This window comes from Thiohalomonas denitrificans, assembly GCF_900102855.1.
In the GTDB taxonomy this organism is placed as follows: Bacteria; Pseudomonadota; Gammaproteobacteria; order Thiohalomonadales; family Thiohalomonadaceae; genus Thiohalomonas; species Thiohalomonas denitrificans.
Genome location: NZ_FMWD01000001.1, coordinates 340,282 through 363,837, shown reverse-complemented (window position 1 = coordinate 363,837; position 23,556 = coordinate 340,282). Strand labels below are relative to the sequence as shown.

Here is a 23,556-nt window from a genome sequence, read left to right as displayed (position 1 = left end):
CAATCGCCTTGGCGACACTGATTGGTGTCGCGCGGCGACAGAACCGGCCTGATTCCGGGAAGGTGGACTCCATGGACAGGAGCATTGTGCATCAGCTTGAGGCTTCGGTAATTGCCCACGGAGATCGGGGGGCCATTCGGCATGATGCGCTCGAGGTTACTTACAACCAGCTTTGGTCGATGGTACGTGCGGTTTGCGGGTTCTTCCGCAGGAGGGTGAATCGCGGCGACCGGGTGATTCTGGCGCTGCCCAACGGAGTCGAGTACGTTGCCGCTTACTACGGGATCATCGCCGCCGGGGCTGTGGTCGTGCCGCTCAGGCCCGATGCGCGGAATTCGGAGCTTGCCGCGATGGCTAGCAGGGTCGAGGCCAAATGGCTGATTACGGAAGGGGCTGACCATGCTCGGGAGGCGTCGTGCGCTCAGCCCCCGACGCTTGGCGTGGTACTGGTGGGAAGCCGATTCCCTGGCGTTTCGTCGGATGCGCCGGTGGTTGCCTGGGATGCCATTCTGACAGAGGGATCAAGTGACCCCGATTATGATGCCCTCAACGATTCCGACCGATTGACCACCCTTGCCTGCACCTCCGGAACTACCGGAAATCCCAAGGCGGTGATGATTACCAATGGTAATCTCGAGGCAAATACCCGTTCCATTCTGGGGTATCTCCATTTGCAGCAGGAGGATACGGGTCTCTGTCTGCTGCCCCTGAACTATGCCTATGGCACCTCCATTCTCAACACCCATATGGCCGCCGGTGCACGCCTCGTTATCGGCAATGGAATGGCCTATCCACATGTGGTGCGAGAGCTTCTGGCGCAGGAGGAGGTGAGCGGATTTTTTGGCGTACCGACGACATACTACCTTGCGCTTCAGCACGGATTGTTCGCACAGCCGCTGCCGCGCTTGCGTTATCTCGCGCAGGCTGGTGGCGGCATGCGGGCTGATGCCGTCGATCAGGTCAGGGCGCAATTGCCCGGCGTCGCGTTTTACGTGATGTACGGTCAAACCGAGGCGACGGCCCGCCTCACCTGGCTACCCCCGGAGCGATGGACCGAGAAGCGGGGTTCAATCGGTATGGCGATTCCCGGAGTTGAACTGAGTATCAGGGATGAAGAGGGCAAGTGTGTGGTGCACGGTAGCATCGGAGAGCTCTGTGCCCGTGGGCAGAACATCATGGCAGGATACTGGCGCAACCCGAAGGCGACCGACGAGGTCTTGCGCGACGGATGGCTGCACACCGGTGATCTCTCCTGGCAGGATGCCGACGGCTACTTCTATCTGGTCGGCCGTGCTGATGAAATGATCAAAAGCGGTGGCCACCGGTTTTCGCCGGGAGCGGTTGAAGAGGTTATCGCCAGGCACCCGGACGTCAAGGAAGTTGCCGTCGTCGGTATCGACGACGAATTGCTGGGACAGGTCGTTCGGGCGGTGGTCGTGCCGCTCCCGGAGTCGTCCCCCGGCGTCAACACGCTGCTGCGGTTCTGTCGTCATCACCTGCCGCCCCACATGCTTCCCAGGGAACTGCTTTTTTCGGATCAGTTGCCGACCACACCGTCCGGGAAAGTCAGGAGAAAAATGCTGGCCGGAATGAGGTGGACGGCCTAACCCTATCGGAGGGATGGAAACCATGGCGAATCATCATGAGGCAATCAACGCATCGCGCCCGCGGCAGCTGCGTGCCGGAGACTGGAAGGCCGTTGGAAAACGGGTAAAGGCAGACGTCAGCCAGGACAATCTGAGTGTGGTCTCTGCGGGCGTGGCGTTTTATGCCTTCCTGGCGCTGTTCCCGGCCCTTATCGCCCTGGTGTCACTCTATGGTCTGGTCGCCAGTCCGACCGATGTCGAACGGCTGGTTGGCGCTATGGAGGGCATCATGCCTCAGGAGGTGGCGAGTATCCTCTCCAGCCAGTTGCAGCAGGTGGTCCAAAGTGCCGGATCGCAACTGGGTATCGGCTTGTTGATTGGCGTCCTCGTGGCCCTCTGGAGTGCGACCAAGGGTACCAAGTCATTGATGACCGCGCTCAATATTGTCTACGAGGAGCAGGAAGATCGCGGCTTTTTTCGTCTCAACAGTGTCGCCTTGCTGCTGACACTGGGAGCGATCATCGCCGTGATTGCCGCCACCGGAATGGTCGTGGCGGTGCCGGCAATACTGAGTTTCGTAAACCTGCCCGGGGTGATAGAAAGCCTGGTCAATTGGCTGCGATGGCCGCTCCTGGCACTGCTTGCGGCATTCGGGATCGGGATTCTCTATCGCTTCGCGCCCAGTCGCCGTCCTCCCCGATGGCGGTGGCTGAACTACGGCGCACTGACCGCCACGGCACTCTGGCTGATCGCCTCGGGGCTGTTCTCCTGGTACGTCTCCAACTTCGGCTCCTACAACGAGACCTACGGCTCCATGGCGGCCATCGTTGTGCTGCTTATGTGGTTCTACATCTCGGCCTTCGTGGTCCTGCTGGGCGCCGAAATGAACAGTGAAATGGAGATCCAGACAGAGGCGGATACAACCACCGGGGAACCGCTCCCCCGGGGTAAACGCGGTGCGACTTCGGCCGACCGTGTCGCGGGCGAAGACCGGGACCGCTTCAAGGCCTGAGGGCGAGTGGCTAGTGGCGAGTAGCTAGTGGCGAGAGACGAGAGACGAGAGACGAGGGGCGAAGGAAGGTCGGGACTGTTTGGACTACCCCCTCCCCGGCCCTCTCCCACAAGGGGAGGGCGAAACTTCATCTTCGCTTGCGGTTTCAGCCACTAGCCACTAGCTACTCGCCACTACTCGCTCCTCGCCACTAGCCGATCCAGCGCAGGATCAGTTTGCGGGCTTCCTCGAGCAGCAGGACGCTTGCGGCCACCCCGGTGGCGATACCCCAATCGGCCAGCGTCAGCGGCACGGTCCCGAAGATCTCCCGGGCCGGTGCCCAGTTAACGGCAATGACTTGCAGCAGCACGACGCCAAAGAGCGCCGTCCAGAGGTAACGATTGGTGAAGAAGTCACGACCGAACGCCGAGATTCTTTCGGCGCGAGCGTTGAAGGCGTTGAAGACCTGGAACAGCACGAACGTGGTGAATGCCAGGGTGAGTGCATGGTCGGTCTCCCTTGAGGAGAGTCCCCAGGCCAAAACCCCCAAGGTGCCGATCGCCATGGTGGTCCCGTAGCTGGCCAGATTGCCGATCCGGCGTGCCGACAGGATGCTCGATTCCGGGTCACGCGGCGGCCGCGCCATGGTGTCTTTTCGCGCTGGATCGACACCGAGGGCCATGGCCGGTGGACCATCCATGATGATGTTGACCCACAGGATTTGAATGGCATTGAAGGGCAGAGGCAGGCCGAACAGTGGTGCCGTGGCGACCGTGAGCAGGGCGCCGATGTTGGTGGAGAGCTGAAAGCGGACGAACTTGACGATGTTTTGGTAGATGGTTCGCCCCTCCTTCACAGCCGTGACAATGGTTGTGAAATTGTCGTCGGTCAGCACCAGATCGGCCGCCTCGCGCGCTACATCGGTCCCGCCGGCCCCCATGGCCACACCAATATCGGCACTGCGCAGGGCGGGCGCGTCGTTTACGCCGTCGCCGGTCATCGCGACGATGCGGTGCGCCTTCTTGATGGCGCGGACGATACGGACCTTCTGATCGGGGCTGACGCGGGCAAAAACGGCGATGGCCGTGATTCGTTCAGCCAGGGCGTCGTCGCTCAGCTTCTCCAGCTCTCCTCCGGTCAGTACGTCGCCCCGGATGCCCAGTTCATGGGCAATGGCCGAAGCGGTGACCTTCTGATCGCCGGTGATCATCTTGACGTCGATACCGGCCTTGCCGCAACGGGCGATCGCTTCGCGGGCCTCCGGACGGGGAGGATCCATGAGCCCGACCAGCCCGGTGAACGTCAGGCCGTGCAGATAGCCCTTGAGGTCGTCGCCGGCGTCGAATTCAGCCGCATCGATGACCTTTTCGGCGGCTCCCAGTACGCGAAGTCCGGCACTCGCGAATTCGGTATTGAGGTCCAGGATTGCCCGGACGGAATCCTCATCCAGCGGCGATATGCCCTCTGCTCCCCGGTATTTCCCGCAGAGCGGGAGCAGCGCTTCGGGGGCACCCTTGAGGAAGATACGGACCCGATTGGCGTCCAGGTGGAAGGTGGCCATGTACTTGTGGGCTGCATCGAATGGCACCTCCGCTACTCGCGGCCAGCGCTCCAGCTGTCGTTCCTGTTCAAAACCTCTATCCCGCGCCAGACGAAGCAGGGCGGCCTCCATCGGATCGCCGATGATCTGTTCGTGTCGAATCTGGCTATCATTGCAAAGCGCAAGCGGCGCCAGTATCGGGTCCAGTTCGGCCTCATTGCCGGCTTCGGAGAGAGCGATTTTTCTCCCGCGAAAATAGAGCATGCGGGCCGTCATGAGATTCTGGGTGAGCGTGCCGGTTTTGTCCGTACAGATGACATTGGTGGAGCCCAGCGTCTCGACCGAAGCCAGGCGCCGGACGATGGCGTGCTGGGCCGCCATGCGGTGGACCCCCAGTGCCAGCGTGACCGTGACAACGGCAGGGAGTCCTTCGGGAACCGCGGCCACCGCCAAGGCAATGGAACGCATAATGGTCTCGGTGAGGTCGGCCCCCCGTAGCAGAGAGCTCACCATTACCAGGGCGACGATAACCCCGGCTACCGCAGCCAGACGGCGTCCGAGCACATCGAGTTCCACCTGCATCGGTGTCGGGCCGGCCTCCTGTGCGGTCAGTGACTGGGCCAGCCGTCCGGTCTCGGTGCGCATGCCGGTGGCAGTCACCAGCATTTCGGCACGGCCCCGGGTTACGGTGGTGTTCATGTAAAGCATGTTCTGGCGCTCGGTGAGCGACGCCTCGGGTGCGACCGGCTCGACACTCTTTCCAAGCGGTACGGATTCACCGGTGAGCACTGATTCGTCTACTTCCAGCCCGTGGGCGGAAAGGATGCGGCCATCGGCCGGGATCCGGTCACCTGCATCCAGCAGGACCACGTCGCCGGTGACCAGTTCCGATGCGGGCAGCATCTGCCGGTGTCCGTCCCGGCGCACCTCGGCCTCGGGCGCCAGCATCGCCGATAAAGCCTCCAGGGCACGCTCGGCCCGATGCTCCTGATAAAAGCCCATGAAGGCATTGATTATGATGACGGCGGTGATGACGACGGCGTCCTGCAGGTGGCCGATGGCAGCGGAGAGCACAGCGGCAAACAGCAACAGCTGGATCAGCAGACCCCTGAACTGTTCGAGAAAACGCCGAACGGGACCGGCGCGTGGCGGCTCTTCAAGCTGGTTGGGTCCTTCACGCTCACGCCGGCCATCGGCCTCCGAAGCCGAGAGGCCTTTTTCGGAAGAGACGTGAAGCCGGCGTTTCGCTTCCGCGGCAGAGAGCGCATGCCAGGGTGTGTCGCCATTCCGGTTCTGTATCGCTGATTCCATTGGCTCCTCATGTAGGGGCGCAGCATTGCAACGGAAGAGTATCCGTCGAAATCGCGTCGGATAGTCAGGAGTGTCCTAAGCATAGGAAAAGCAAGTGCAGGGCGAATCACTGTGGCAGGGGAGTGCCCCACCCGGTAGGATCCTGACATGGATTCAGAACGCATCAAACGGCTGGAGCGGGTGATCGGCCATGAGTTGCATCGCAATCCATCCGGCTTGGGGGAGTTCGAGTTAATTTCACGCCTGCGCAAAGCGGGGTGGCCGGAGTTTGAGCGCACTTACCCCACCGATTTTCTCGGCCTGTTTAAGCGGCATTTTCTGCTTTTTCATATCCTCTTTCGGCTGCGGGACCGCTATCGACAAGAGCAGGTGGGGGAACTGGCCATCGGAGCGTTGCGGATTGTGCTTGAGCCGTACTGCTCCGGTACCGAAGCGATCGCGACCAGCGACCCGCTACGTGAGTATTACCTGGATTTCTCGCAGCTCACCAGCACCTCTGAAAAGGAGGTACTGGTATTGCTGGATGGCTTTCGGGGGCGGCTCGACGCCGACGGCGAGAAGGGTTCTGCGCTAGCCCTGATGGGACTCAGTGAGCCGGTGGAGTACGCTGCAATCAAACACCGCTATCGCCAGCTTGCCATGCGCCATCACCCGGATCGGGGCGGGGACCAGGTTCGTCTTCAGGACCTCAACCACGCCATGGGTGTATTGAGCCGCTATTACCACCAGTAGGCGGCATCGTCGGCGCGGGTTCCGACGGCAGACGATTCCGGGCACAGACGCCTAACCCTGCTTTCCATTAAACTATCCATTCGCAATCGAATCGAAGTTGTCGAGTATTGCTGCCTTCACTGAACGTTTTAAGGAAAAGAAAACCAGCCCCATGCCTCTGCTTACCCTACGAAAAATCAAACTCGGCTTCGGCGGTCCGTTGCTGCTCGATGGTGTTGATCTGCAGATCGAGCCCGGTGAACGGGTCTGCCTGGTTGGCCGAAACGGCACCGGCAAGTCGACTCTGTTGCATATCCTTTCCGGGGAGCTGATCCCCGACGAGGGCGACGTGGTCCGCAGCGAGGGGCTGGTGGTGGCCCGACTCGGACAGGAGGTCCCCATGGGCGTCGATTCCGATGTGTTTGATGTGGTTGCTGGTGGGCTGGGGGCTCAAGGGGCGCTTCTGACAGAGTACCACGAGGTGAGTCATCGTCTCGCCGCCAGTGGCGGTGAAGCTCTGCTCCAGCGCCTGCAGAGCGTCCAGGAACGCCTTGAGGCGGAAGGTGGCTGGCAGCTGAATCAGCGGGTTGAGACCGCACTTTCCAAGCTGTCGCTGGATGGCGATGCCGCTTTTGGTGAACTCTCCGGTGGTCTCAAGCGGCGCGTGATGCTCGCCCGCGCCCTTGTGACCGAGCCCGATTTGTTGCTACTGGACGAGCCGACCAACCATTTGGATATCGATGCCATCCGTTGGCTGGAAGAGTTTCTGAGCGGTTTCTCCGGTGCCCTGCTGTTCATCACCCATGACCGTGCCTTCCTGCAGCGCCTGGCCACCCGCATTGTCGAGCTGGACCGTGGGCAGTTGACGAGCTGGCCGGGGGATTATGCCACCTATCTGCGCCGCAAGTCCGAGGCGCTGGAGGCAGAGGCGCGTCAGCAGGCCAATTTCGACAAGAAACTGGCCCGGGAAGAGGCCTGGATCCGGCAGGGGATCAAGGCGCGACGCACCCGTAACGAGGGACGGGTGCGCGGCCTTCAGGAACTCAGGAAGGAGCGACAGGGAAGGCGTGAGCGGGTGGGTACGGCGCGGATTCAACTCGATGATGCGGAGCGCTCCGGGAAAATCGTCACCGAAGTGGAAAACGTCAGCCACGGTTACCAGGGGCATACTCTTATCCGCGACTTCACCACCACGATTTTCCGTGGCGACCGGATCGGACTGATTGGCCCGAATGGCGTGGGCAAGACCACGCTGTTGAAGATCCTGCTGGGCGAATTGCAGCCCGACCAGGGGCAGGTGAAGCCGGGTACGCGGCTGGAGGTGGCCTATTTCGACCAGTATCGCGCCCAGCTGGATGAGACCGCAACGGTCATCGATAATGTCGGCGAAGGGCGGGACATGGTCACCGTGGGCGGCCAGAGCCGCCATGTGATGAGCTATCTCCAGGACTTCCTTTTCGCTCCCCAGCGCTGTCGCTCTCCGGTGAGCACTCTCTCCGGGGGTGAGCGCAATCGTCTGTTGCTGGCCAAGCTGTTCCTGAAACCGGCCAACGTGCTGGTGATGGACGAGCCCACCAATGACCTCGATGTGGAGACGCTGGAACTGCTTGAGGAGCGGCTCTATGAGTTCTCCGGCACTCTGCTGCTGGTGAGTCATGACCGTGCTTTTCTGGACAATGTAGTCACCAGTACCCTGGTGTTCGAAGGAGATGGCCGCATCGGGGAGTACGTGGGTGGCTATGAGGAGTGGCTGCGTCAGCGAAAGACGCCCAAGCGGGTCGAAAAACGACCCGCACCGACGGCAAAGCCGCATCCTGCCGGGCAAGAGAAAACCGATTCCCGCAAGCTCAGTTACAAGGAGCAGCGTCAACTGGATGCACTGCCGCAGCGAATCGAGGAACTGGAGGGCCAGATCGATGCGATTCACCACGAGATGGCCGATCCCGACTTTTATCGCGCTCCCAATCAGCACATTGCCGAGACCAAGGCGCGCCTGGAGGCCCTTGAAGACGAACTGTCCGATGCTTACCGGCAGTGGGAGAGTCTGGAGTCGGCATAGACGGTAAACCAACCCGCGGCCGTCGAGACTACAGGGACGTATTCATGGCATCCCCAATATCAATCTTCCTTTCGCGGGTGATCGGCCACGTGGTGGACCGGGTGGTTTTCAAGGTGGAGCGGGGACATGGACCGGCTTTCTGGATCACAACGATCATCGCCGAGATCGTGCTCGGGATCCTGGCTTCGGTGATCGTGTTCTGGTTCAGCCGTCGCCGTGAATTCCGTGCCGATGCCGGCGGCGCCCGTTTGGCCGGTGGCGGCAACATGATCGTCGCGCTGGAGCGCCTGCGCCTGACTGCCGGACAGCCTCACCTGCCGGATCGCATGGCCGCGTTCGGTATCAATGGAGTGATCGGTCAGGGCCTAAAGCGTCTGTTCATGACCCATCCGCCTCTCGAGGAGCGCATCGCCGCACTCAAACGCGGGTCCTGAACCAACCGGGTACAGGGGAGGAGTACAGGATGGCAACCACTGGGTGACACAGGGAGCCCTGAAGTTTGTATCGTCCCTGCCGCTGTGTTCCCAGTGGTAAATGCTGTTCTGAAGGGTGGTTGTTAACCGGCCGAGCTGAAGTCGTACTCCATCTTTGATGATGGCGACTGTACGAAATGGCCCTGAATGAAGTCGATCCCCGAGGACCAGATGGTAGCGAGTGTCTGGGCATCCTCAACGGATTCGGCGATCACCTGTTTATCGGTCTCCTTGGCACTGGCCGTAATCTGCAGAATCGTTTCCTTGATGGCCGTGTCCTGGTTCATCCGGCTAATCAGGCTGCCATCGATCTTCACAAAATCGGCCTCGCAATGTTTCAGCAGGTTCATGCAGTTTGGTGCCAGCCCCACGTTCTCCAGGGCGATCTGCAGCCGCAGTTGCCTGGCACCTTCGGCGATAACCTTCAGCGCTTTGATATTGCTGCTGGCCACCGATTCACTGACGGCCAGAGTCAGCGTGTTGCCGTTTAGCCGGGCGGACCTGACCAAATCGCGCAGCCAGGGCAGAAGTCGGGTGTCGCGGACGGAGGCCCCCGTAAGTGTTACGAAAAAGTTGGTGTGTTTGCCGGGCTGTCGCTGTTCTGAAAGCACTTTTACGGCGTTGGCCAGTACCCATCGATCTACGGCCACCATTAGCCCGGTCTTCTCTGCCGCTGGAATGAATTCGCCGGGGTCGATTTCGGCACCGTCACTCCCCAGCATTCGCAGCAACAGCTCGTAGTTTTCCGTTTCATTATTCTGGAGATGCACCACCGGTTGGTAGAGCAAGCGGAAGCTGTTGCTGCGCAGCGCGTGTTTCAGCTGCTTCTCCCAAAGCGTAAGGCGCTCCGTGTCGGCCATTTCTTCGTTGCCCGGGCGATAGGTGCTGACGCTGCCGCCGCCTTTCGCGACGGCCTGACTGTAGGCCTTTTCAGCCCGGGTGATAATCGCCTGCGGGTCGCGAACAGACTCATTGTAAAGGGCTATGCCAATACAGCAGGTGGTGTTGACAGACCGGCCACTGGCCTCGGAAATGTGTGCGGCTACCGCATCCCGAATGCGCTGTGAGACGCTGTCGGCCCTGTCGGTATCCGCCTCGCGCAGGATGGCGGTAAAGATATTCGATTCGAATCGTGCCACTGCCTCGGTGCCGTCTTGCAGCTCGTTTTTGATCACCGTGGCGATATCGGCAAGCACCGTATCGCTGGCGGCGATACCGATCTTGCGCCGCAGCTCCGTGAAATTGTCGGGTCGAATGTAGAGCACGGCACCGTGCTGCCCGGTTCTTCCGACGGTCTTTTTCAGGGCGTCGAGGAAGAACTGGTGGTTGTAGACGCCGGTCAGCAGGTCCTGTTTGGAGAGAGCATCCAGTTTCTGTTCCAGGGCCTTGTTGAGGGATTGATCCCGAATGATGATCTGGATGCAGCTCTCACCCTCGTACATTGCCGGAGAGAATTCCATGGCCACTTTAAACGTGGACTGATCGCATTTCAGACCCTGTACTTCAATGGTGCCGGCCCCGGTGCTGCTCTTGGTGTAGCGGCGCAGGAAATGCTTGAATTTGCCCTGGTCTTCCGGCGCAACCATATCCATGATGGGAAGGCCTTCGAGCTCGGTGAAATCGGAGTAGCCGAACATGCCGAGGTAGGATGAATTGGCGAAGACATGGGTGCCGTCGTGGACATAAGCAATCGCATCTCGCGAGCTTTCCACCAGTCCCTGGGCCCTTTTGTTGGCTTCCTGCAGCAGCCGTTCGCAATTTCGGTACTGCCGGCGTTTGTGGCCGTCATCCACCTCGCGAAGGAGTGTTTGCAGCAGCCGTTGCGGACGCGCCATCAAAACCGCATCGCGGGCGCCCGACTCTAGCAGGTCGGTTACGGTTTGATCAGAGGCATCATCCGCGATAATGAGGACGGGAAGATCCACTCTCATCTTGCCGATCACGTCCAGAGCGTCATGGGCAGTAAAATAGGGAATTTCGGGTTTACTGAGCACCAAATCCCATTGGTGCTCAGCCATGTGCTTGCGCAGGTCCTCGTCATCCTCCGCCCGGACGGCGCGGACTACACGACCGGCGTTACGCAGCCGGTTCGCTACGGTTTCGGCATCGTTCGAAGAGTCGTCAATGACAATGATGTGGATGATGTCTTCGTGTTTCACTGGCGTTCATCCGTTATGTTCTGGTTCCCCCGGTTCGACAGGGGCCTACTTGTATCGGAACCCTCCATGGTTTCCCACTTCTCAGGTGATTGGGATCTTTCCGGGAGCCCCTGCAATCTCGCGTACCAGGCGCGGTACCAGATAGCCGGCAAGACGGGCCCGCAGAGTCGCGACGAGTTCAATCGCATGCGTTTCGGGTACCTCGAAGTGAGCAGCTCCCTGTACGCGGTCGAGCAGGTGCAGATAATAGGGGATCACTCCTGCGGCAAAAAGCTTATCACTTAGTTTAGCCAAGGTATCGGGATGATCATTGACGCCCTTTAACAGTACTGTCTGGTTTAGCAGGGGAATACCGGCACTCCTCAACCGCTCAAGCGCCGCAGTGGCTTCGTGATTCAGTTCGGCCGGATGATTGACGTGCACCACCATCACCGGTTGCAGTCGACTGCCGGTCAACCAGGTCAGTAACGGATCATTGATCCTCTCCGGAAGGACGATCGGAAGACGCGAATGAATGCGTAGCGTCTGCAAATGGGGAATAGCGGCCAGTCGCTGCGTCAGTTCGGCCAGTCGTTCATCGTCATAGACCAGCGGATCGCCCCCGCTGAGGATGACTTCATTCACCTCCCCGTGCTGCCGCAGGTAGCCCAGCGCTTGCTGCCAATCCCCCTGAGCCGGATTTTCCGCGCTGTAGGGGAAGTGGCGTCGGAAACAGTACCGGCAATTAACTGCACAGGCGCCGGTGATCGCCAGCAGTACGCGGCCGTGATACTTGTGCAGTAATCCGGGTAGCGCCGCGGCCGAGCGGTCACCCACCGGATCCGTGCTATAACCTGCCAGTGGCGTGTTTTCCGCACCGAGGGGAAGGATTTGGCGCAACACTGCATCTGAAGAGTCGCCGGGCTTCATGCGGTTGATAAACCCCCTGGGCACCCGTAGCGGGAAGGCGGCGGCCGCTTGGCGGGCCGGCTCGACAAGCTCTTGTGGCAGATTCAACAGCTCGATGAGTTCGGCCGGATCCCGCACTGTGTCGGCCAAGGCATTTTTCCAGTCTTCGCTTCGGGTTATCATTACGTCTTTATCCGGCGGCTTTGTGCCGCACCGCTCTCTTTTCGGGTCTCACTCGGCGGCCGGTTACCCGCGCCGGAAGGTTCGGGCGGATTATACAGTCCCGGCGGCTGCAGGTCTTTCGGCCTCATGATTCACCGCAAAAACCCAAAGGCTGCAAAAGCATAACGGGTTTTGGGCCTTTCGCAGTGGGTGTTCGGGTTTAAACACTAGAGGATAGGTATGGCGACTTACAGCACCAACGAATTCAAACGCGGCCTCAAAGTGATGCTGGACGGCGATCCGGCGGCTATCGTCGAGAATGAATTCGTCAAACCCGGTAAGGGGCAGGCGTTTAGCCGCGTCAAGATTCGCAACCTGAAGACGGGGCGTGTCATTGAGCGGACTTTCAAATCGGGTGAGAACATCGAGGCTGCTGACGTTCTCGACACCGAAATGCAGTACCTCTACAGCGATGGAGAACACTGGCACTTCATGAACACCGAGACCTTCGAGCAGGTGAGTGCCGATGAAGCTGCCGTCGGCGACGCCAGGCAGTGGCTGAAGGAACAGGATATCTGCACCGTAACCCTCTGGAACGGTGCACCTATCAGTGTCACTCCGCCCAATCACGTGACGCTCGCGGTAACCGAGACCGACCCCGGTATCCGCGGCGATACCGCGACCGGAGGCACCAAGCCGGCGAGGCTGGAGAGCGGCGCCGTGGTACAAGTGCCGCTGTTCATCGACATCGGTGACGTGCTTAAGGTCGACACCCGCACGGGGCAATACATCTCCCGCGCTAAGGAGTAGCCGTAGCTTGGATTGGCGACCTGCGGCTTCGCTGGGCACCTTGCAGGAGCGCGCCCGTATCCTCTTCCGGATACGGGCATTTTTCGAGGCGCGCGGGGTGTGGGAGGTGGATACCCCGATTCTCTCCCGGGCGGGGACCACCGATCCGCACATCGACAGCTTTGTCTCCCGCTATCAGGGACCCGGTGCTGCTGGCGGTCTCCCGCTCTACCTGCATACCTCGCCCGAATTCCCGATGAAGCGCCTGCTTGCGGCCGGCAGCGGACCCATCTTTCAGATGGCTAAGGTCTTCCGCCAGGGGGAGGCGGGGCGGCTGCATAACCCCGAGTTCACCCTGCTCGAGTGGTATCGGCCGGGATTCGGCATGGCGCAATTGATGGATGAGGTGGAGGCTCTGGTCAGATGCTTCCTGGACTACCCTGCCGCCCGGCGGGTTACCTACGCCCGTCTCTTTGAAGAGGTGGTCGGACTTGACCCGCACCGGGCGGATGTCGCGCAGCTCGCTGCCTGTGCGTGCGCCAGTGGCCTGGGATCGCTACCCGATCTGGGGGGGGATCGGGACGCCTGGCTCCATCTGTTGTTCAGCCATCGGGTGGAGCCCGTACTTGAGGGACTTACCTTCGTCCATGACTATCCGACGTCGCAGGCGGCACTGGCCCGGATACGTGAGGGCGATCCACCGGTGGCGGAACGGTTCGAACTCTATGTGGATGGTGTGGAACTGGCGAATGGCTTCCATGAGCTGTCCGATGCGGCGGAACAGCGCTCCCGGTTCGCCGCCGAACGGGGGCAGCGGCGATCCGCGGGTCAGGAGGATATCGCTGCCGATGGGCGCCTGTTGCAAGCGTTGGAGCACGGTCTGCCCGACTGCAGCGGTGTGGCACTCGGGGTGGACCGGCTGGTCATGCGGACCCTTGGCCTGGATTCAGTCGCCGACGTAATCGCCTTTCCTGTCGAGCGGGCCTGAAGCCGATTCCGTTCCCCCTAGAGCACCAAACAGATAAAATCCCGAGCGGGGTGCAAATCATTGATTTGGGGCCGTCGAGCCTACAGGGATGTATTTATGGCGTCCCGAAAATCAATGACTTGCACCCCGTCCCACTGTTATTTGATCGGTGCTCTAGACATCTTCCGGGTGGTCGAGCGGCCCCTCATCCCGCTTCTCTTTCTGCTTCCACTCCTCGAGACACTCGACGCCGCAGAAATGGTAGATGTAGTCCACTCCTTCGGCCGTGTGGCCCGAGGAGGAGGGGATCTCCTTCAGGCAGACGTGACAGCTGACGTGTTCGGGCTCTTCTGGGTCGTGGCGCTTGAACTTGTTGGGATCCATGGACGTCTCCCGGTGTCTGGACGGCTCTTTCCCAAGGATAAGCCAAGCCGACCACCGGCGCGAGACTGCATCGCTCCCGGACACAAGCACTTGAGAATGCGGGGCCGTAATTACCGCTGCGTCTTCCCCAGCAGCTGTCCCATGCACACCCCGCTGCCATGGCCGATTTCCGAAGTCCAGTTCACGGCATCGGGGCCGAACAGCACGATGACCGTCGAACCCATATTGAAACGGCCGATCTCGTCTCCCCTGGCGAAGCAGGGTGCCTCGTTCTCTGGATAGCTCCATTGGCGAATGATCCGGCCGGCCGGTGGCGTCACCTGTCTCGCCCAGACCGTTTCAATACTCGCCACGAAGACTGCGCCCACCATCACCACCGCCATGGGACCTACATCAGTTTCGAACAGGGCGACCACCCGTTCGTTACGGGCGAACAGCTGTGGAATGGCACGTGCGGTTGCCGGACTGACGCTGAACAGCCGCCCGGGCACATGCACCATCCCGGTCAGGCGTCCATCGAACGGCATGTGAATGCGATGGTAGTTGCTCGGGGCCAGGTACAGTGTTGCGAATGAACCGTTGTGGAAAGGCGCCGCCCGCTCTCGGGAGCCACCCAGCAGCTCTTCCGTGCTGTAGCTGTGGCCCTTTGCCTGGAAGATGCTGCCATCGGCAATGGTTCCGGTCTGACTGACGGACCCATCCACCGGACAGGCAATCGCTCCGGCTCCATCGGCCAGCGGTCGTGCTTCCGGGCGCAGGGCTCGGGTAAAGAATGCATTGAAGTGCTCATAGGCGTGCGGGTTCTGCTCCACCGCCTCCTGCATATCCACTTTGTAAAGTCGGATAAAGGTATCGATAAACAGGTTCTTGAACGCCCGGATTCGCACCCGTGTCAGCGCATACATCAGCCTGGAGAGCAGGTGACCCGGCATCACATACTGCGGCCACGCCTTGAGGTAGTCGATCAGGAGCATCATTCAGAATCCGAGAAGTCGCCGTAATGGCGCCGGATTTGCAGGAAGGTTTGCACCATCTCCCCTGCATCGTGCGGCGGCGGAAATCGCCCATACAGGCGGCCGCGGGGATCAACCAGCGAGATGGCGGCGCTGTGATTGACGATATAGTCGTCGCCTGAAGTATCCCCTTCGAACATGTAAACCGCGCCGGTGGCCTCCACCAGGCGATCAAGCTGGTCACGCTCACCGGTCGCAGCCAGAAAGTCTTTATGGAAGAAGTCGACATACTGGTTCAAATGCTCCGGAGTGTCGCGCTTTGGATCCACCGAAATGAACACGATGCGTGTGTTGGCCATTGCCTCGGGGTGTGCCTCGAGTCCCTGGTAGAACTGATTCAGGGTCAGCAACGCGGTTGGGCAGATGTCCGGGCAATGGGTATAGCCGAAGAACATCAGTGACCACTGCCCTTCGAGATTGGCGGGGCCGAAAGGTTCCCCATCGCTGCCAATCAGCGTGAATTCGCCAAGTCCCCGGGGTTCCGGATAGAGGGCGTTGCGAAGTTCGGGTGGCGGAGGCGCTTCAGCTTCCCCGCGCAACATCAATAGACCGATCGCTATCATGACGAGTAGTGCGGCGGCGATTGCACCGGTTTTCAGCAGTTGGTGATTTGTGTTCATAGCAGTAATTCTCTCAAAAAACGCGGGTGGAGCACCGGGGCCCGTATTGACGCCATCTGGTATCGCACGTAATTTGGACGGGGTAGACCCTTGAGGGCGTTCAAATGTCCGTTAGTATACTCATCCCAAAGAGCAATAGGTCGATCTGGCATCCCGATCTGATGGAAGTGGCGGCTGCGCCGGTTGCGACCCTAGAGGTTCCGCTGCTTGGCTGGATCTCGGCCGGCCAGCCGGTAATGGTCAACGAAGACAATCAGAGTGTCTCCGTACCGCACAACATGGTGCGGAAAAACACCTACGCGCTGCGGGTTCGCGGCCACTCGATGGTCGATGACAACATTCAGGATGGTGATATCGTCATTATCGAGAAGCGCGAAACGGCTGAAAATGGCCAGTCCGTGGTCGCCATGATCGGTGGCGAGCAGGTCACGCTCAAGAAGTTCTATGTTGAACGCGACGGCGTTCGCCTTCAACCGGCAAATCCCGACATGGACCCTATCTACTTCAAGAACGAAGAGGTGCAGATCCTCGGTATCGTCACCGGGGTGATCCGGTCGGTGGGGTAGGTTTGGCCTTCAGGCTCCTAGCCTTCAACCGGCAACTCGGGCCGGTTGCCCCAGTCCGACCAGGAGCCGGGATAGCCCTTGGCGCGATAGCCCAGCCATTTCAGCCAGAACCAGGTATGGGCGGAACGGTGGTGGGTTTGGCAGTAGGCCACCACGGTTTGTTCGGCCCGAATCCCCAGCTTTTCCAGGCGGGACCGGGAGGCGGACGGCTCTTTGAGCCGCAGGTTGCGCTTCTGATCCATGGCTTCGGTCCACTCCATATTTACCGCACCGGGAATATGGCCGCCGCGGGCGGCGAATTTCTTTGAGCCGTCAAACTCGCCGGGACTGCGGGCATCAAGCAGTGCTACCGAAGGGTCGTCGAGATGGGCAAGGATGTAGTCGGCATCGGCAATGGCCTCGGAGTCCCGGTCCAGTGCAGCATGGTATGCACTCGGTTCGATGGGGGTCGGCGCCCGTTCCAGGGGAAACCCTTCACCTGCCCAGGCATGCAAACCCCCGTTCAACAGGCTATAACGCCCATGGCCCAGTATCTCCAAGGTCCACAAAAGGCGTGCAGCCTTGCCTCCCCCCTCGTCGTCGTAGGCCACCACATGGTGTTCGGCCTTCAGACCGACGTTTGATAGCACCCCACTGAGTACACCCTCATCCGGCAGCAGTCCGCCGGTATTTCGGTGTCCTCCGACGATCGAGCCGTAATCCAGGTGTACGGCTCCCGGAATGTGAATTTCGGTATGCACCGACATTTGGCTGAGGTCCACGACGAGAAGGTCCGGGTCGCCCAGGTGATGCTGCAACTGTTCGGGCTCTACCAGGAGGGGCAGCTTTTGCGACATTTTCACTCCGTCATCTCTTTCTCGCTCGTGTACTGTTGCATGCTTGGCTCGTCCGAAGGGAGCCCCCCAAAAACGCCATGACGGCGTTGCGGACTCCATCCCTGGAGTCCGCCCTTCGGGCCAGCCTTCGGCTGTCGGAATCCGCTCCCGGCGGATTCGTGCAGCGCTTGACAATGGAATAACACTGCCTGCGCGCTGCGCCTTGTCTTGACGTTTTTGGGGGGCTCTGAAAGTATCGCCAAGCATGCAACATACACTAGATAGTCTTGCCGCAGGCCATTTTCAATGGGCGGGGGGTTACCTGCCGTCATGAAGCTCTATCGTTGAATATACGGAAATCACCATGTTTCCGAAACGGCAAACCGTGACCCGCCTCACAAGCCGTCGAAACTTTCCGGATACGATAAGCGGTTGTCTGCCATGCGCATGATAGGGTGGTTTGGAGGGGCAGCTGTTACGGGGTGCGTTTCAGCGGCTCCTTCGGTACTCTTCGTGGTTGCTTGTCGGTTAATCCGGAAAGTCGTGACGGCCCGTACGGCCGCTTTGCTATCGAGAGGGATTGGAATATGAAGAGAGTACTGCTTGTGTCGGTCATCGTAGCCGGGCTGGTGGGGTGTGCTGCGCCGGGGCCTCGCGACGATAGTCAGTCGCAGACCAATCGTACAGCGGCCGGCGCGGTCATGGGCGCCATAGGTGGTGCCGTAATTGGTCACCAGATGGACAGCGACCGTGGTGCAGTGGCCGGGGCCATTATCGGTGGCGCGACAGGTGCTGCCGTCGGCAATTACATGGACAAGCAGGAACAGGCCTTTGAGGAAGCGCTGGCCGAAGAGCAGCGTCAGAATCAGATCGAAGTACAGCGGGTTCGTGAAGACCTGCTGAAACTCACCCTGGACAGTGAGATTAGCTTCGATTTCGACAGTGCGGCAATCAAACCCAGTTTCAAGCCGAGTCTCGACAAGCTGACGAACGTGCTAGCAAAGTACGACCGAACGGAAGTCACCGTCGTGGGGCATACCGATTCTGTGGGTTCGGAGGCCTATAACCAGCGGCTTTCCGAACGCCGCGCAAGCGCGGTGGGTGACTATCTGACGGATCAGGGGATCAGCCGTTATCGCCTGCGTGCCGAGGGGCGTGGTGAATCGGAGCCGCGTGCAAGCAATAACACAGCCTCCGGTCGGCAGCTGAATCGACGCGTCGAGGTCTTTGTGCGCCCCGAAGCGGATTTCGCCGAGCGCTAGTGGTCCACACTATTTTCCGGGACCACTAGCCAAGGGTCGGTTTCGTTCCCGGACGGGACCGGCCATGCTTGACGTCCCCTTTTTTTGCACGCAGACTAAAGCAATTGATTACTCACAAGTTGAGCCATGGGCAAACCCACCGAAGAAAGACGACAGGAAATCATCGAGGCAACGCTCGAGTTGGCGGGAGAGCGGGGCGTCAAAAAGGTGACCACTCAGGCGATTGCCGACAAGGTGAAGATCGCGCAGCCCACTGTGTTTCGCCACTTCAAAAGCCGTGATGCCATTTTCAGTGCAGCGATCGGGTTCATAGCTGAACGGCTCTTTCAGGTCCTGGAGGGCGACTTTGCCGGCAAGGCGCCCCCCGACCAACGGTTGCAGCAGCTGATACGCCGCCAACTGGCCTTTATCGGAAGTGCCAGAGGGCTTCCCCGTTTACTCTTCTCCGATCGGCTCCACCTGGAGTCTCCCCAGCTTAAACGCACGGTGCGGACGGTAATGGAACGCTACATCGCACGCATCGAGGCATTGTTGCAGGAGGGGATGGAAAGCGGTTGCTTTCGTTCCGATCTCGCTCCGGATGTGGTCGCTTCCTGGATTGCCGCCCTTGTTCAGGGCCTGGTCATGCGGTGGTCGATCTACGACTTTGACTTTCCTCTTGAGGACAAGGCAGATGAGGTTTGGGCCTTTATCGAACCGGCCCTGAAGGATAATCGGTGAGTTTGTGGGACGAAGTTTACGGCCCGCCCTTTGGGGAGGCGGTGGCATGCGCGCCGGCAGTCAGATGCACGCGCAGGTGCTGCTTTGCCGAGCGGCAGTACCTCACATTGTGTGAAGAGGGTCAGGGGAGAAAAAAATGTCCAAATATGTGCTGAGGGGTATTGCCCTCGTCGCTGTTGCGTTCGGGTTATTGACCCTCACAGAGGGTGGCGGCGTGCTGTTTTTTGATGGTGAAGCACGACGCGCCGCGGGCGACTACGTGCCGTTTGTACTCTGGTTTAATTTTCTTACCGGTTTCTTCTATATCTTCATCGGCATTGTCTTGTGGCGCGATATGGCGTCCGGTTTTGCGTGGGCCCTCGCCGTTTGGGTCGCATCACTGGTGGTGTTTGGTCTTCTCGCACTCCACATAGCTGGCGGTGGTGCCTACGAGGAGCGGACAGTAGCCGCTATGTCGCTGCGAAGTGGTGTACTGACGCTGGTTCTGCTGGCCACCTATTGGCAGTTGAGGCAGCGGCGGGCACGTCGCTGAAATGTCGCTCTTTCCAGTCGGCCAACTCCGCGATGCGCCCGTATTACAAGCGCTGGTCCGGCGGGATCGCCGTGTGCTGCAGCTCTATTTCGGCGCCGGTCTCCTGTTCGTCACGCTGGCGGAGTGGCTGGGGATACACTTTCAAGTGGCGGACCGTATAGGGATCGAACTGTTTCTCTTGCGCGGCGTGTTCTACATCACCATAACTGCGGCATTATGGGCCTGGTTACTGCACGTGAACCGGATAAGGATTCAACAGTTAATGGAGCGCAATCGCCATCATTATGAAGCAGTGCTCAAGGCTTATGACTCCGCTTTAACGCTCAAGGATACCTACACCGGCGGGCATGGCCGGCGCGTCGCTTTGTATGCGGCGACTATTGCCGAAGCGATGTCGCTTTCGGAGGATGAGCTTGAACAGGTGTACCAGGCCGCCTTGCTCCACGATATCGGGAAAATCGGTATTCCGGACGCCATCTTGACCAAACCGGGGCGACTGACTGAGTGTGAGTCCGCAATCATATGCAGCCACCCTGATAAAGGGGCTGACATTCTGCAGGGGCTGCCACAATTATGCGAATTGGCACCCTTGGTTCGCCACCATCATGAGCGATGGGACGGGGCCGGCTATCCCGCACGACTAAAGGGCGAGGCCATTCCCCTTGGGGCACGGATTATTGCGGTTGCCGACGTCTTTGATGCGGTCACCAGCGATCGAAGCTACCGTAGCGCTAGCACCGCCGGACAGGCACTGGCGCTCCTCCGCGAAGCCCGCGGCAGCCATTTCGATCCGGCCGTCATCGATTGTGCACTAGCTAAAGAGGTCGCCCGCGCGCTGGAAACGTATATGGATTTGGAAATCGACGCACTGCGATGGACTAATGGGTCGGCAGTTCCGTCTGCTAAAGATTCGGTGGCTTTTATGCCTCGAAAGTGAGCAATTAATTACTCAATAGAGGAGGGTTATCATGGGAGGCAAGTTTTTCGCTGTTCTGATTACCGGTGCTCTTACCGGCATTTCCGGCTTGGCCGTCGCGGCCGATCTGAAAAATATCATGGCGCAGCTCGGCCGTGACATGCACCAGGTCAGTGACGGCATCATGCAAGACGACCTTGAGCAGGTGGCCCAGGGCGCGCAGGCAGTGGCCGACCATCCGCGTCCCTCCCTGGGACAGCGCTGGCGGATCCTGCAGGGGATGGGCAATGAGCTGGAAGGCTTCCGGCAGGCGGATGCGCGGGTTCACGACCAGGCTGTTGAACTGGGTGAGGTGGCCCGTGCCGGAGATCGGGAGGGGGTCGTGAAGCACTATTTCGAACTCGTGGAGGCGTGCATTGCCTGCCACGACCAGTACCGCCAACCGGTACGGGAGCTGATGAGGGAGTAGCGGCGCGGCTGCAGGTTGGGTTTCAGGCTGTTAACGCTTTCGAGTTGACGGGCTAAAGTCTGACCTGCAGTGGCTGTGGCTGGCCTTCCCGCTTTGTTCCGCTTTTTTTCGGCGAAGGCGTGAAGCCCGAACTACGGGATGTGCCGCTGTAGGTCGGCCTTCAGCTTCGATAAGGGACGCTGCCGAGTTCGCGACCTACTCCGCCGCCTCGTTCAGCAGTTTTTCGACTTCACCGACCAGCGATTCACAGCAACCGAAGACTTCGAGCGAAAGTTCGTTGATATTTTCGCCGGAGCACAGGAAGCGCGGTGGCTCGCCATGCTCGGAGCACTGGAGCAACTCGGTCCGGTCGACCACGCTTTCGACAATCTCCTGAAGCAGGGCTGCCTCTTGCGGGTCCTCCATCTGGGCCGGGTCGAGTTCGCGGCCTCCAATCTGAAATGCAAATGCTACGCCTTTGCCCATGATTCCACTCCGTTATCGGCGTTAAAACTGAATTTGAGACTACCACGTCAGCTGTGCGTTCACCTTTGCCGGTAAGCACTAATCCCAAAGGGGTAGGCGCCGGTAGTCGCAGGATTAGTTCGGGCGCGATGCCGTTTCGGCCGGGATGCATTTTGCGACCACGGGCCAGGTGAACCGGAAGGTTGTCCCGCGGCCCTGTCCCGAATCGATGAACAGCTCTCCATCGTGGCTCTCTACCAGCTTTTTGACCAAAGCCAGCCCAAGTCCACTGTGTTTCGCGCTCTCTCCCGGCTCGAGCACCTGGAAGACCTGAAGGACGGTTTGCTGGTGCTCCTGCAGTATGCCGGGTCCGTCGTCGCTTACCGCGAATTCGTAGAATTCGCCGCAGGGCCGCGCGGCGACGCGGACGTGGCCACTCGCCCGGTCGTGGTGGGCGACGGCATTGCCGATGAGGTTGGCAAAAATCTGGCTGAGCGGCGTGCGCCAGGTTATCAGTGAAGGCATTGCCGTATCGACCTGGACTCGGAACGAGGCGGGCAGGGCGAGAAAGTGAATGACATCCGTGATCAGGGCCCGGGTATTGACTGGTTCCGGGGGGTCTCCGGCGCAGCCGGCCCGCGCGTAACGGAGTAGATCGTCGATGAGGCGATCCATTCGGGTCACCCGATCGCGGAGCAGATCGGCGTGCCGCGACAGTGACTGGGGATCACCTTGCCGAAAATCCTCTTCGATCACGGTAGCCAGCATGGAGACGGCCCGGATGGGGGCCTTGAGGTCGTGGGCCGCAATATAGGCGTACTGTTCCAGTTCGGCATTGGCACGTTCAAGCTTGCGGGTCTTCTCCCGTAGCGAACGGGCGGTCTCCCCAAGGCGCTGTTCCGCTTCCCAGCGCTGGCTGATGTCGATAAAGGAGAGCACGATGCCACCATCGAGCTCACCCGGCTCGTCGACCGGTTCGGCCACATACTCCACCGGGACCGGGGTACCGTCCCGGCGGACGAACTGGATTTCGCTGCGATGGGTTGGTTCCCGGTTTTCCAGTACATCGCATAGCGGGCAGTGCTTGACCATGCCGCTGGTGTCGTAGCATTGGATGACATCGAAAAAGCAGTGCCCGACCAACTCGGATTCGGAAAAGTCGAGAACTTCCAGGGTGGTGGGATTGGCGAAAACGCAGCGACCATTCCGGTCGATACCGACCAGCCCCGAGCCGGCGATACGCAGGATTTGATCATGCTGCAGCGTCATCTGAGTCAGCCGGTCCAGGTAGTGGTTGGCGCTGGTCAAGGCTGCTTCAACCCGCTGGTGTACCTCGGTGCGGAAGATGCGGAGGATTTGAACCAGCGACACCGTGGCGATGATGGCAAACACGGTCCTGAGTGCCGGCACCGACACTTCGGCGGCTTCGAAAAAACGTTGACTGTGATTCAGGTTGGCGGGGAAGAAATCGGCCGGCGGGACCAGCAGGCCGGCGGCAACGGCATAGCCAGCGAAGGCACCGGTGGCTGAATGGAAGTACGGCTTGAGGCCCATGGGACGGAGCCTTTCGGCTTCAACGCGATAATACAGGAGGAACCCGATGGCAGTGAACGAGGCGGCCGGCAATGCCAGCAGGTAACGAACGGCAACGGCAAAGTCATGCGGTCCGAGCATCCAGGCAACTTGTACCAGCAGGAGCACGACGGGAAAATACCAGACGGGGTGTGTGAACCATTCCGTGGCCCGTTGCCACCGGCCTGCCGCCCGACTGCTGAGGCGAACCAGGCGCCGGCCGAACTCCAGCAGGATGACGAACGAGATGGTTAGTAGAGTGGCGGCCACCTGCAGACCGAATGGGAACTCCCTTTCCAGATACCACATCTCCAGCCATTCGTGGACGCCATGTACCAGCCCGAACCCTGCCAGAAATGGGAGAGGACGGGCCAGGGCAAAATCGGAGTCCAGCCGGGGCTGTATGGCAATGGAAAGCCCCATGAGGATGAAGGACAGGCCATAAAAGAAGTAAATGAAACTCCCGGGTGGAGCGTACATTGGTCAATCCCGGTGGAGGTGTATACCGGCGGCGGTCGAGAGCCAGTGTTTTCCTGCATCTTATCGCGTTATGTCGCAAAAAACAGTGACTCTGGGACCAATTCAAAGTTGGGTCGTAAACAGGGCC

At 60.0% G+C, this 23,556-nt stretch carries 21 protein-coding genes and 1 pseudogene; 13 read left to right on the top strand and 9 right to left on the bottom strand.

Annotation, left to right across the window (positions count from 1 at the left end; genetic code table 11):
• Positions 1-71 precede the first annotated feature (71 nt).
• The gene (locus tag BLP65_RS01610) at positions 72-1,607 is read left to right on the top strand and encodes a class I adenylate-forming enzyme family protein (protein ID WP_092991919.1); all 1,536 of its coding nucleotides are present in this window, start codon (positions 72-74) and stop codon (positions 1,605-1,607) included.
• A gap of 22 nt (positions 1,608-1,629) precedes the next feature.
• Complete coding sequence (locus tag BLP65_RS01605) at positions 1,630-2,598, top strand: YihY/virulence factor BrkB family protein (protein ID WP_175452394.1); 969 nt, start codon at positions 1,630-1,632, stop codon at positions 2,596-2,598.
• Between the two features lie 190 nt (positions 2,599-2,788).
• Here BLP65_RS01605 and BLP65_RS01600 read toward each other — a convergent pair whose 3' ends face one another.
• Positions 2,789-5,428 carry a calcium-translocating P-type ATPase, PMCA-type gene (locus tag BLP65_RS01600; RefSeq protein ID WP_092991915.1) on the bottom strand — a complete coding sequence of 880 codons (2,640 nt, stop codon included), beginning with the start codon at positions 5,426-5,428 and terminating at the stop codon, positions 2,789-2,791.
• Between the two features lie 147 nt (positions 5,429-5,575).
• On the opposite strand from BLP65_RS01600, the gene BLP65_RS01595 reads away from it, so the two are divergent.
• The 3 genes and pseudogenes from BLP65_RS01595 to BLP65_RS01585 form a co-directional block, all read left to right on the top strand.
• Positions 5,576-6,160 (top strand): DNA-J related domain-containing protein, encoded by a 585-nt coding sequence (locus tag BLP65_RS01595; protein WP_092991913.1) that lies wholly within the window; start codon positions 5,576-5,578, stop codon positions 6,158-6,160.
• A gap of 151 nt (positions 6,161-6,311) precedes the next feature.
• A complete protein-coding gene (gene uup / locus BLP65_RS01590) occupies positions 6,312-8,198 on the top strand; it encodes an ATP-binding cassette ATPase Uup (RefSeq protein WP_092991911.1) in 1,887 nt (628 codons plus the stop codon).
• A gap of 62 nt (positions 8,199-8,260) precedes the next feature.
• Positions 8,261-8,632, top strand: a pseudogene (locus BLP65_RS01585) (M48 family metalloprotease); the annotation flags it as partial.
• 122 nt (positions 8,633-8,754) lie between these two features.
• On the opposite strand, the gene BLP65_RS01580 reads toward BLP65_RS01585, so the two are convergent.
• Together BLP65_RS01580 and epmB are read right to left on the bottom strand one after the other, a co-directional pair.
• Entirely contained in the window at positions 8,755-10,830 is a 2,076-nt protein-coding gene (locus BLP65_RS01580; protein WP_092991907.1) for an EAL domain-containing response regulator, read from the bottom strand.
• Positions 10,831-10,911: 81 nt separating this feature from the next.
• Positions 10,912-11,901, bottom strand: coding sequence for an EF-P beta-lysylation protein EpmB (gene epmB, locus BLP65_RS01575; RefSeq protein WP_092991905.1), 990 nt, complete (start codon positions 11,899-11,901; stop codon positions 10,912-10,914).
• A gap of 219 nt (positions 11,902-12,120) precedes the next feature.
• Here epmB and efp point away from each other — a divergent pair, with 219 nt between their 5' ends.
• Together efp and epmA are read left to right on the top strand one after the other, a co-directional pair.
• Positions 12,121-12,690, top strand: coding sequence for an elongation factor P (gene efp / locus BLP65_RS01570; RefSeq protein WP_092991903.1), 570 nt, complete (start codon positions 12,121-12,123; stop codon positions 12,688-12,690).
• Between the two features lie 7 nt (positions 12,691-12,697).
• Positions 12,698-13,657, top strand: coding sequence for an EF-P lysine aminoacylase EpmA (gene epmA / locus BLP65_RS01565; RefSeq protein WP_092991901.1), 960 nt, complete (start codon positions 12,698-12,700; stop codon positions 13,655-13,657).
• A gap of 153 nt (positions 13,658-13,810) precedes the next feature.
• Here epmA and BLP65_RS01560 read toward each other — a convergent pair whose 3' ends face one another.
• From BLP65_RS01560 to BLP65_RS01550, 3 genes are all read right to left on the bottom strand, one after another.
• Positions 13,811-14,020 (bottom strand): DUF3330 domain-containing protein, encoded by a 210-nt coding sequence (locus BLP65_RS01560; RefSeq protein ID WP_092991899.1) that lies wholly within the window; start codon positions 14,018-14,020, stop codon positions 13,811-13,813.
• A 110-nt stretch (positions 14,021-14,130) separates the two neighbouring features.
• Positions 14,131-14,988 (bottom strand): archaetidylserine decarboxylase, encoded by an 858-nt coding sequence (asd, locus tag BLP65_RS01555; protein ID WP_399350784.1) that lies wholly within the window; start codon positions 14,986-14,988, stop codon positions 14,131-14,133.
• Between the two features lie 5 nt (positions 14,989-14,993).
• Positions 14,994-15,653, bottom strand: a complete 660-nt coding sequence (locus BLP65_RS01550) for an SCO family protein (RefSeq protein WP_092991897.1) — start codon at positions 15,651-15,653, stop codon at positions 14,994-14,996.
• Between the two features lie 104 nt (positions 15,654-15,757).
• Here BLP65_RS01550 and lexA point away from each other — a divergent pair, with 104 nt between their 5' ends.
• Positions 15,758-16,219: a transcriptional repressor LexA gene (gene lexA / locus BLP65_RS01545; protein WP_092991895.1), complete on the top strand. Its 462-nt coding sequence runs from the start codon at positions 15,758-15,760 to the stop codon at positions 16,217-16,219.
• A gap of 17 nt (positions 16,220-16,236) precedes the next feature.
• Here lexA and BLP65_RS01540 read toward each other — a convergent pair whose 3' ends face one another.
• Positions 16,237-17,055 carry a sulfurtransferase gene (locus BLP65_RS01540; RefSeq protein WP_092991893.1) on the bottom strand — a complete coding sequence of 273 codons (819 nt, stop codon included), beginning with the start codon at positions 17,053-17,055 and terminating at the stop codon, positions 16,237-16,239.
• A gap of 566 nt (positions 17,056-17,621) precedes the next feature.
• Here BLP65_RS01540 and BLP65_RS01530 point away from each other — a divergent pair.
• The 5 genes from BLP65_RS01530 to BLP65_RS01510 all read left to right on the top strand — a co-directional run bounded on the left by BLP65_RS01530 (position 17,622) and on the right by BLP65_RS01510 (position 20,933).
• The gene (locus BLP65_RS01530) at positions 17,622-18,296 is read left to right on the top strand and encodes a YiaD family glycine zipper/OmpA-like lipoprotein (protein ID WP_092991889.1); all 675 of its coding nucleotides are present in this window, start codon (positions 17,622-17,624) and stop codon (positions 18,294-18,296) included.
• Positions 18,297-18,422: 126 nt separating this feature from the next.
• Positions 18,423-19,016, top strand: a complete 594-nt coding sequence (locus tag BLP65_RS01525) for a TetR/AcrR family transcriptional regulator (RefSeq protein ID WP_092991887.1) — start codon at positions 18,423-18,425, stop codon at positions 19,014-19,016.
• Positions 19,017-19,152: 136 nt separating this feature from the next.
• A complete protein-coding gene (locus BLP65_RS01520; protein ID WP_092991885.1) occupies positions 19,153-19,548 on the top strand; it encodes a hypothetical protein in 396 nt (131 codons plus the stop codon).
• 73 nt (positions 19,549-19,621) lie between these two features.
• On the top strand, positions 19,622-20,485 hold the full coding sequence (locus tag BLP65_RS01515) for an HD-GYP domain-containing protein (RefSeq protein ID WP_175452393.1): 864 nt from the start codon (positions 19,622-19,624) through the stop codon (positions 20,483-20,485).
• A gap of 31 nt (positions 20,486-20,516) precedes the next feature.
• Positions 20,517-20,933, top strand: a complete 417-nt coding sequence (locus tag BLP65_RS01510) for a cytochrome c (RefSeq protein WP_092991882.1) — start codon at positions 20,517-20,519, stop codon at positions 20,931-20,933.
• A 195-nt stretch (positions 20,934-21,128) separates the two neighbouring features.
• On the opposite strand, the gene BLP65_RS01505 is transcribed toward BLP65_RS01510, so the two are convergent.
• Both BLP65_RS01505 and BLP65_RS01500 read right to left on the bottom strand, forming a co-directional pair.
• Positions 21,129-21,398, bottom strand: coding sequence for a hypothetical protein (locus BLP65_RS01505; protein WP_092991880.1), 270 nt, complete (start codon positions 21,396-21,398; stop codon positions 21,129-21,131).
• 114 nt (positions 21,399-21,512) lie between these two features.
• Entirely contained in the window at positions 21,513-23,429 is a 1,917-nt protein-coding gene (locus tag BLP65_RS01500) for a sensor histidine kinase (RefSeq protein ID WP_092991878.1), read from the bottom strand.
• Positions 23,430-23,556: the final 127 nt, after the last annotated feature.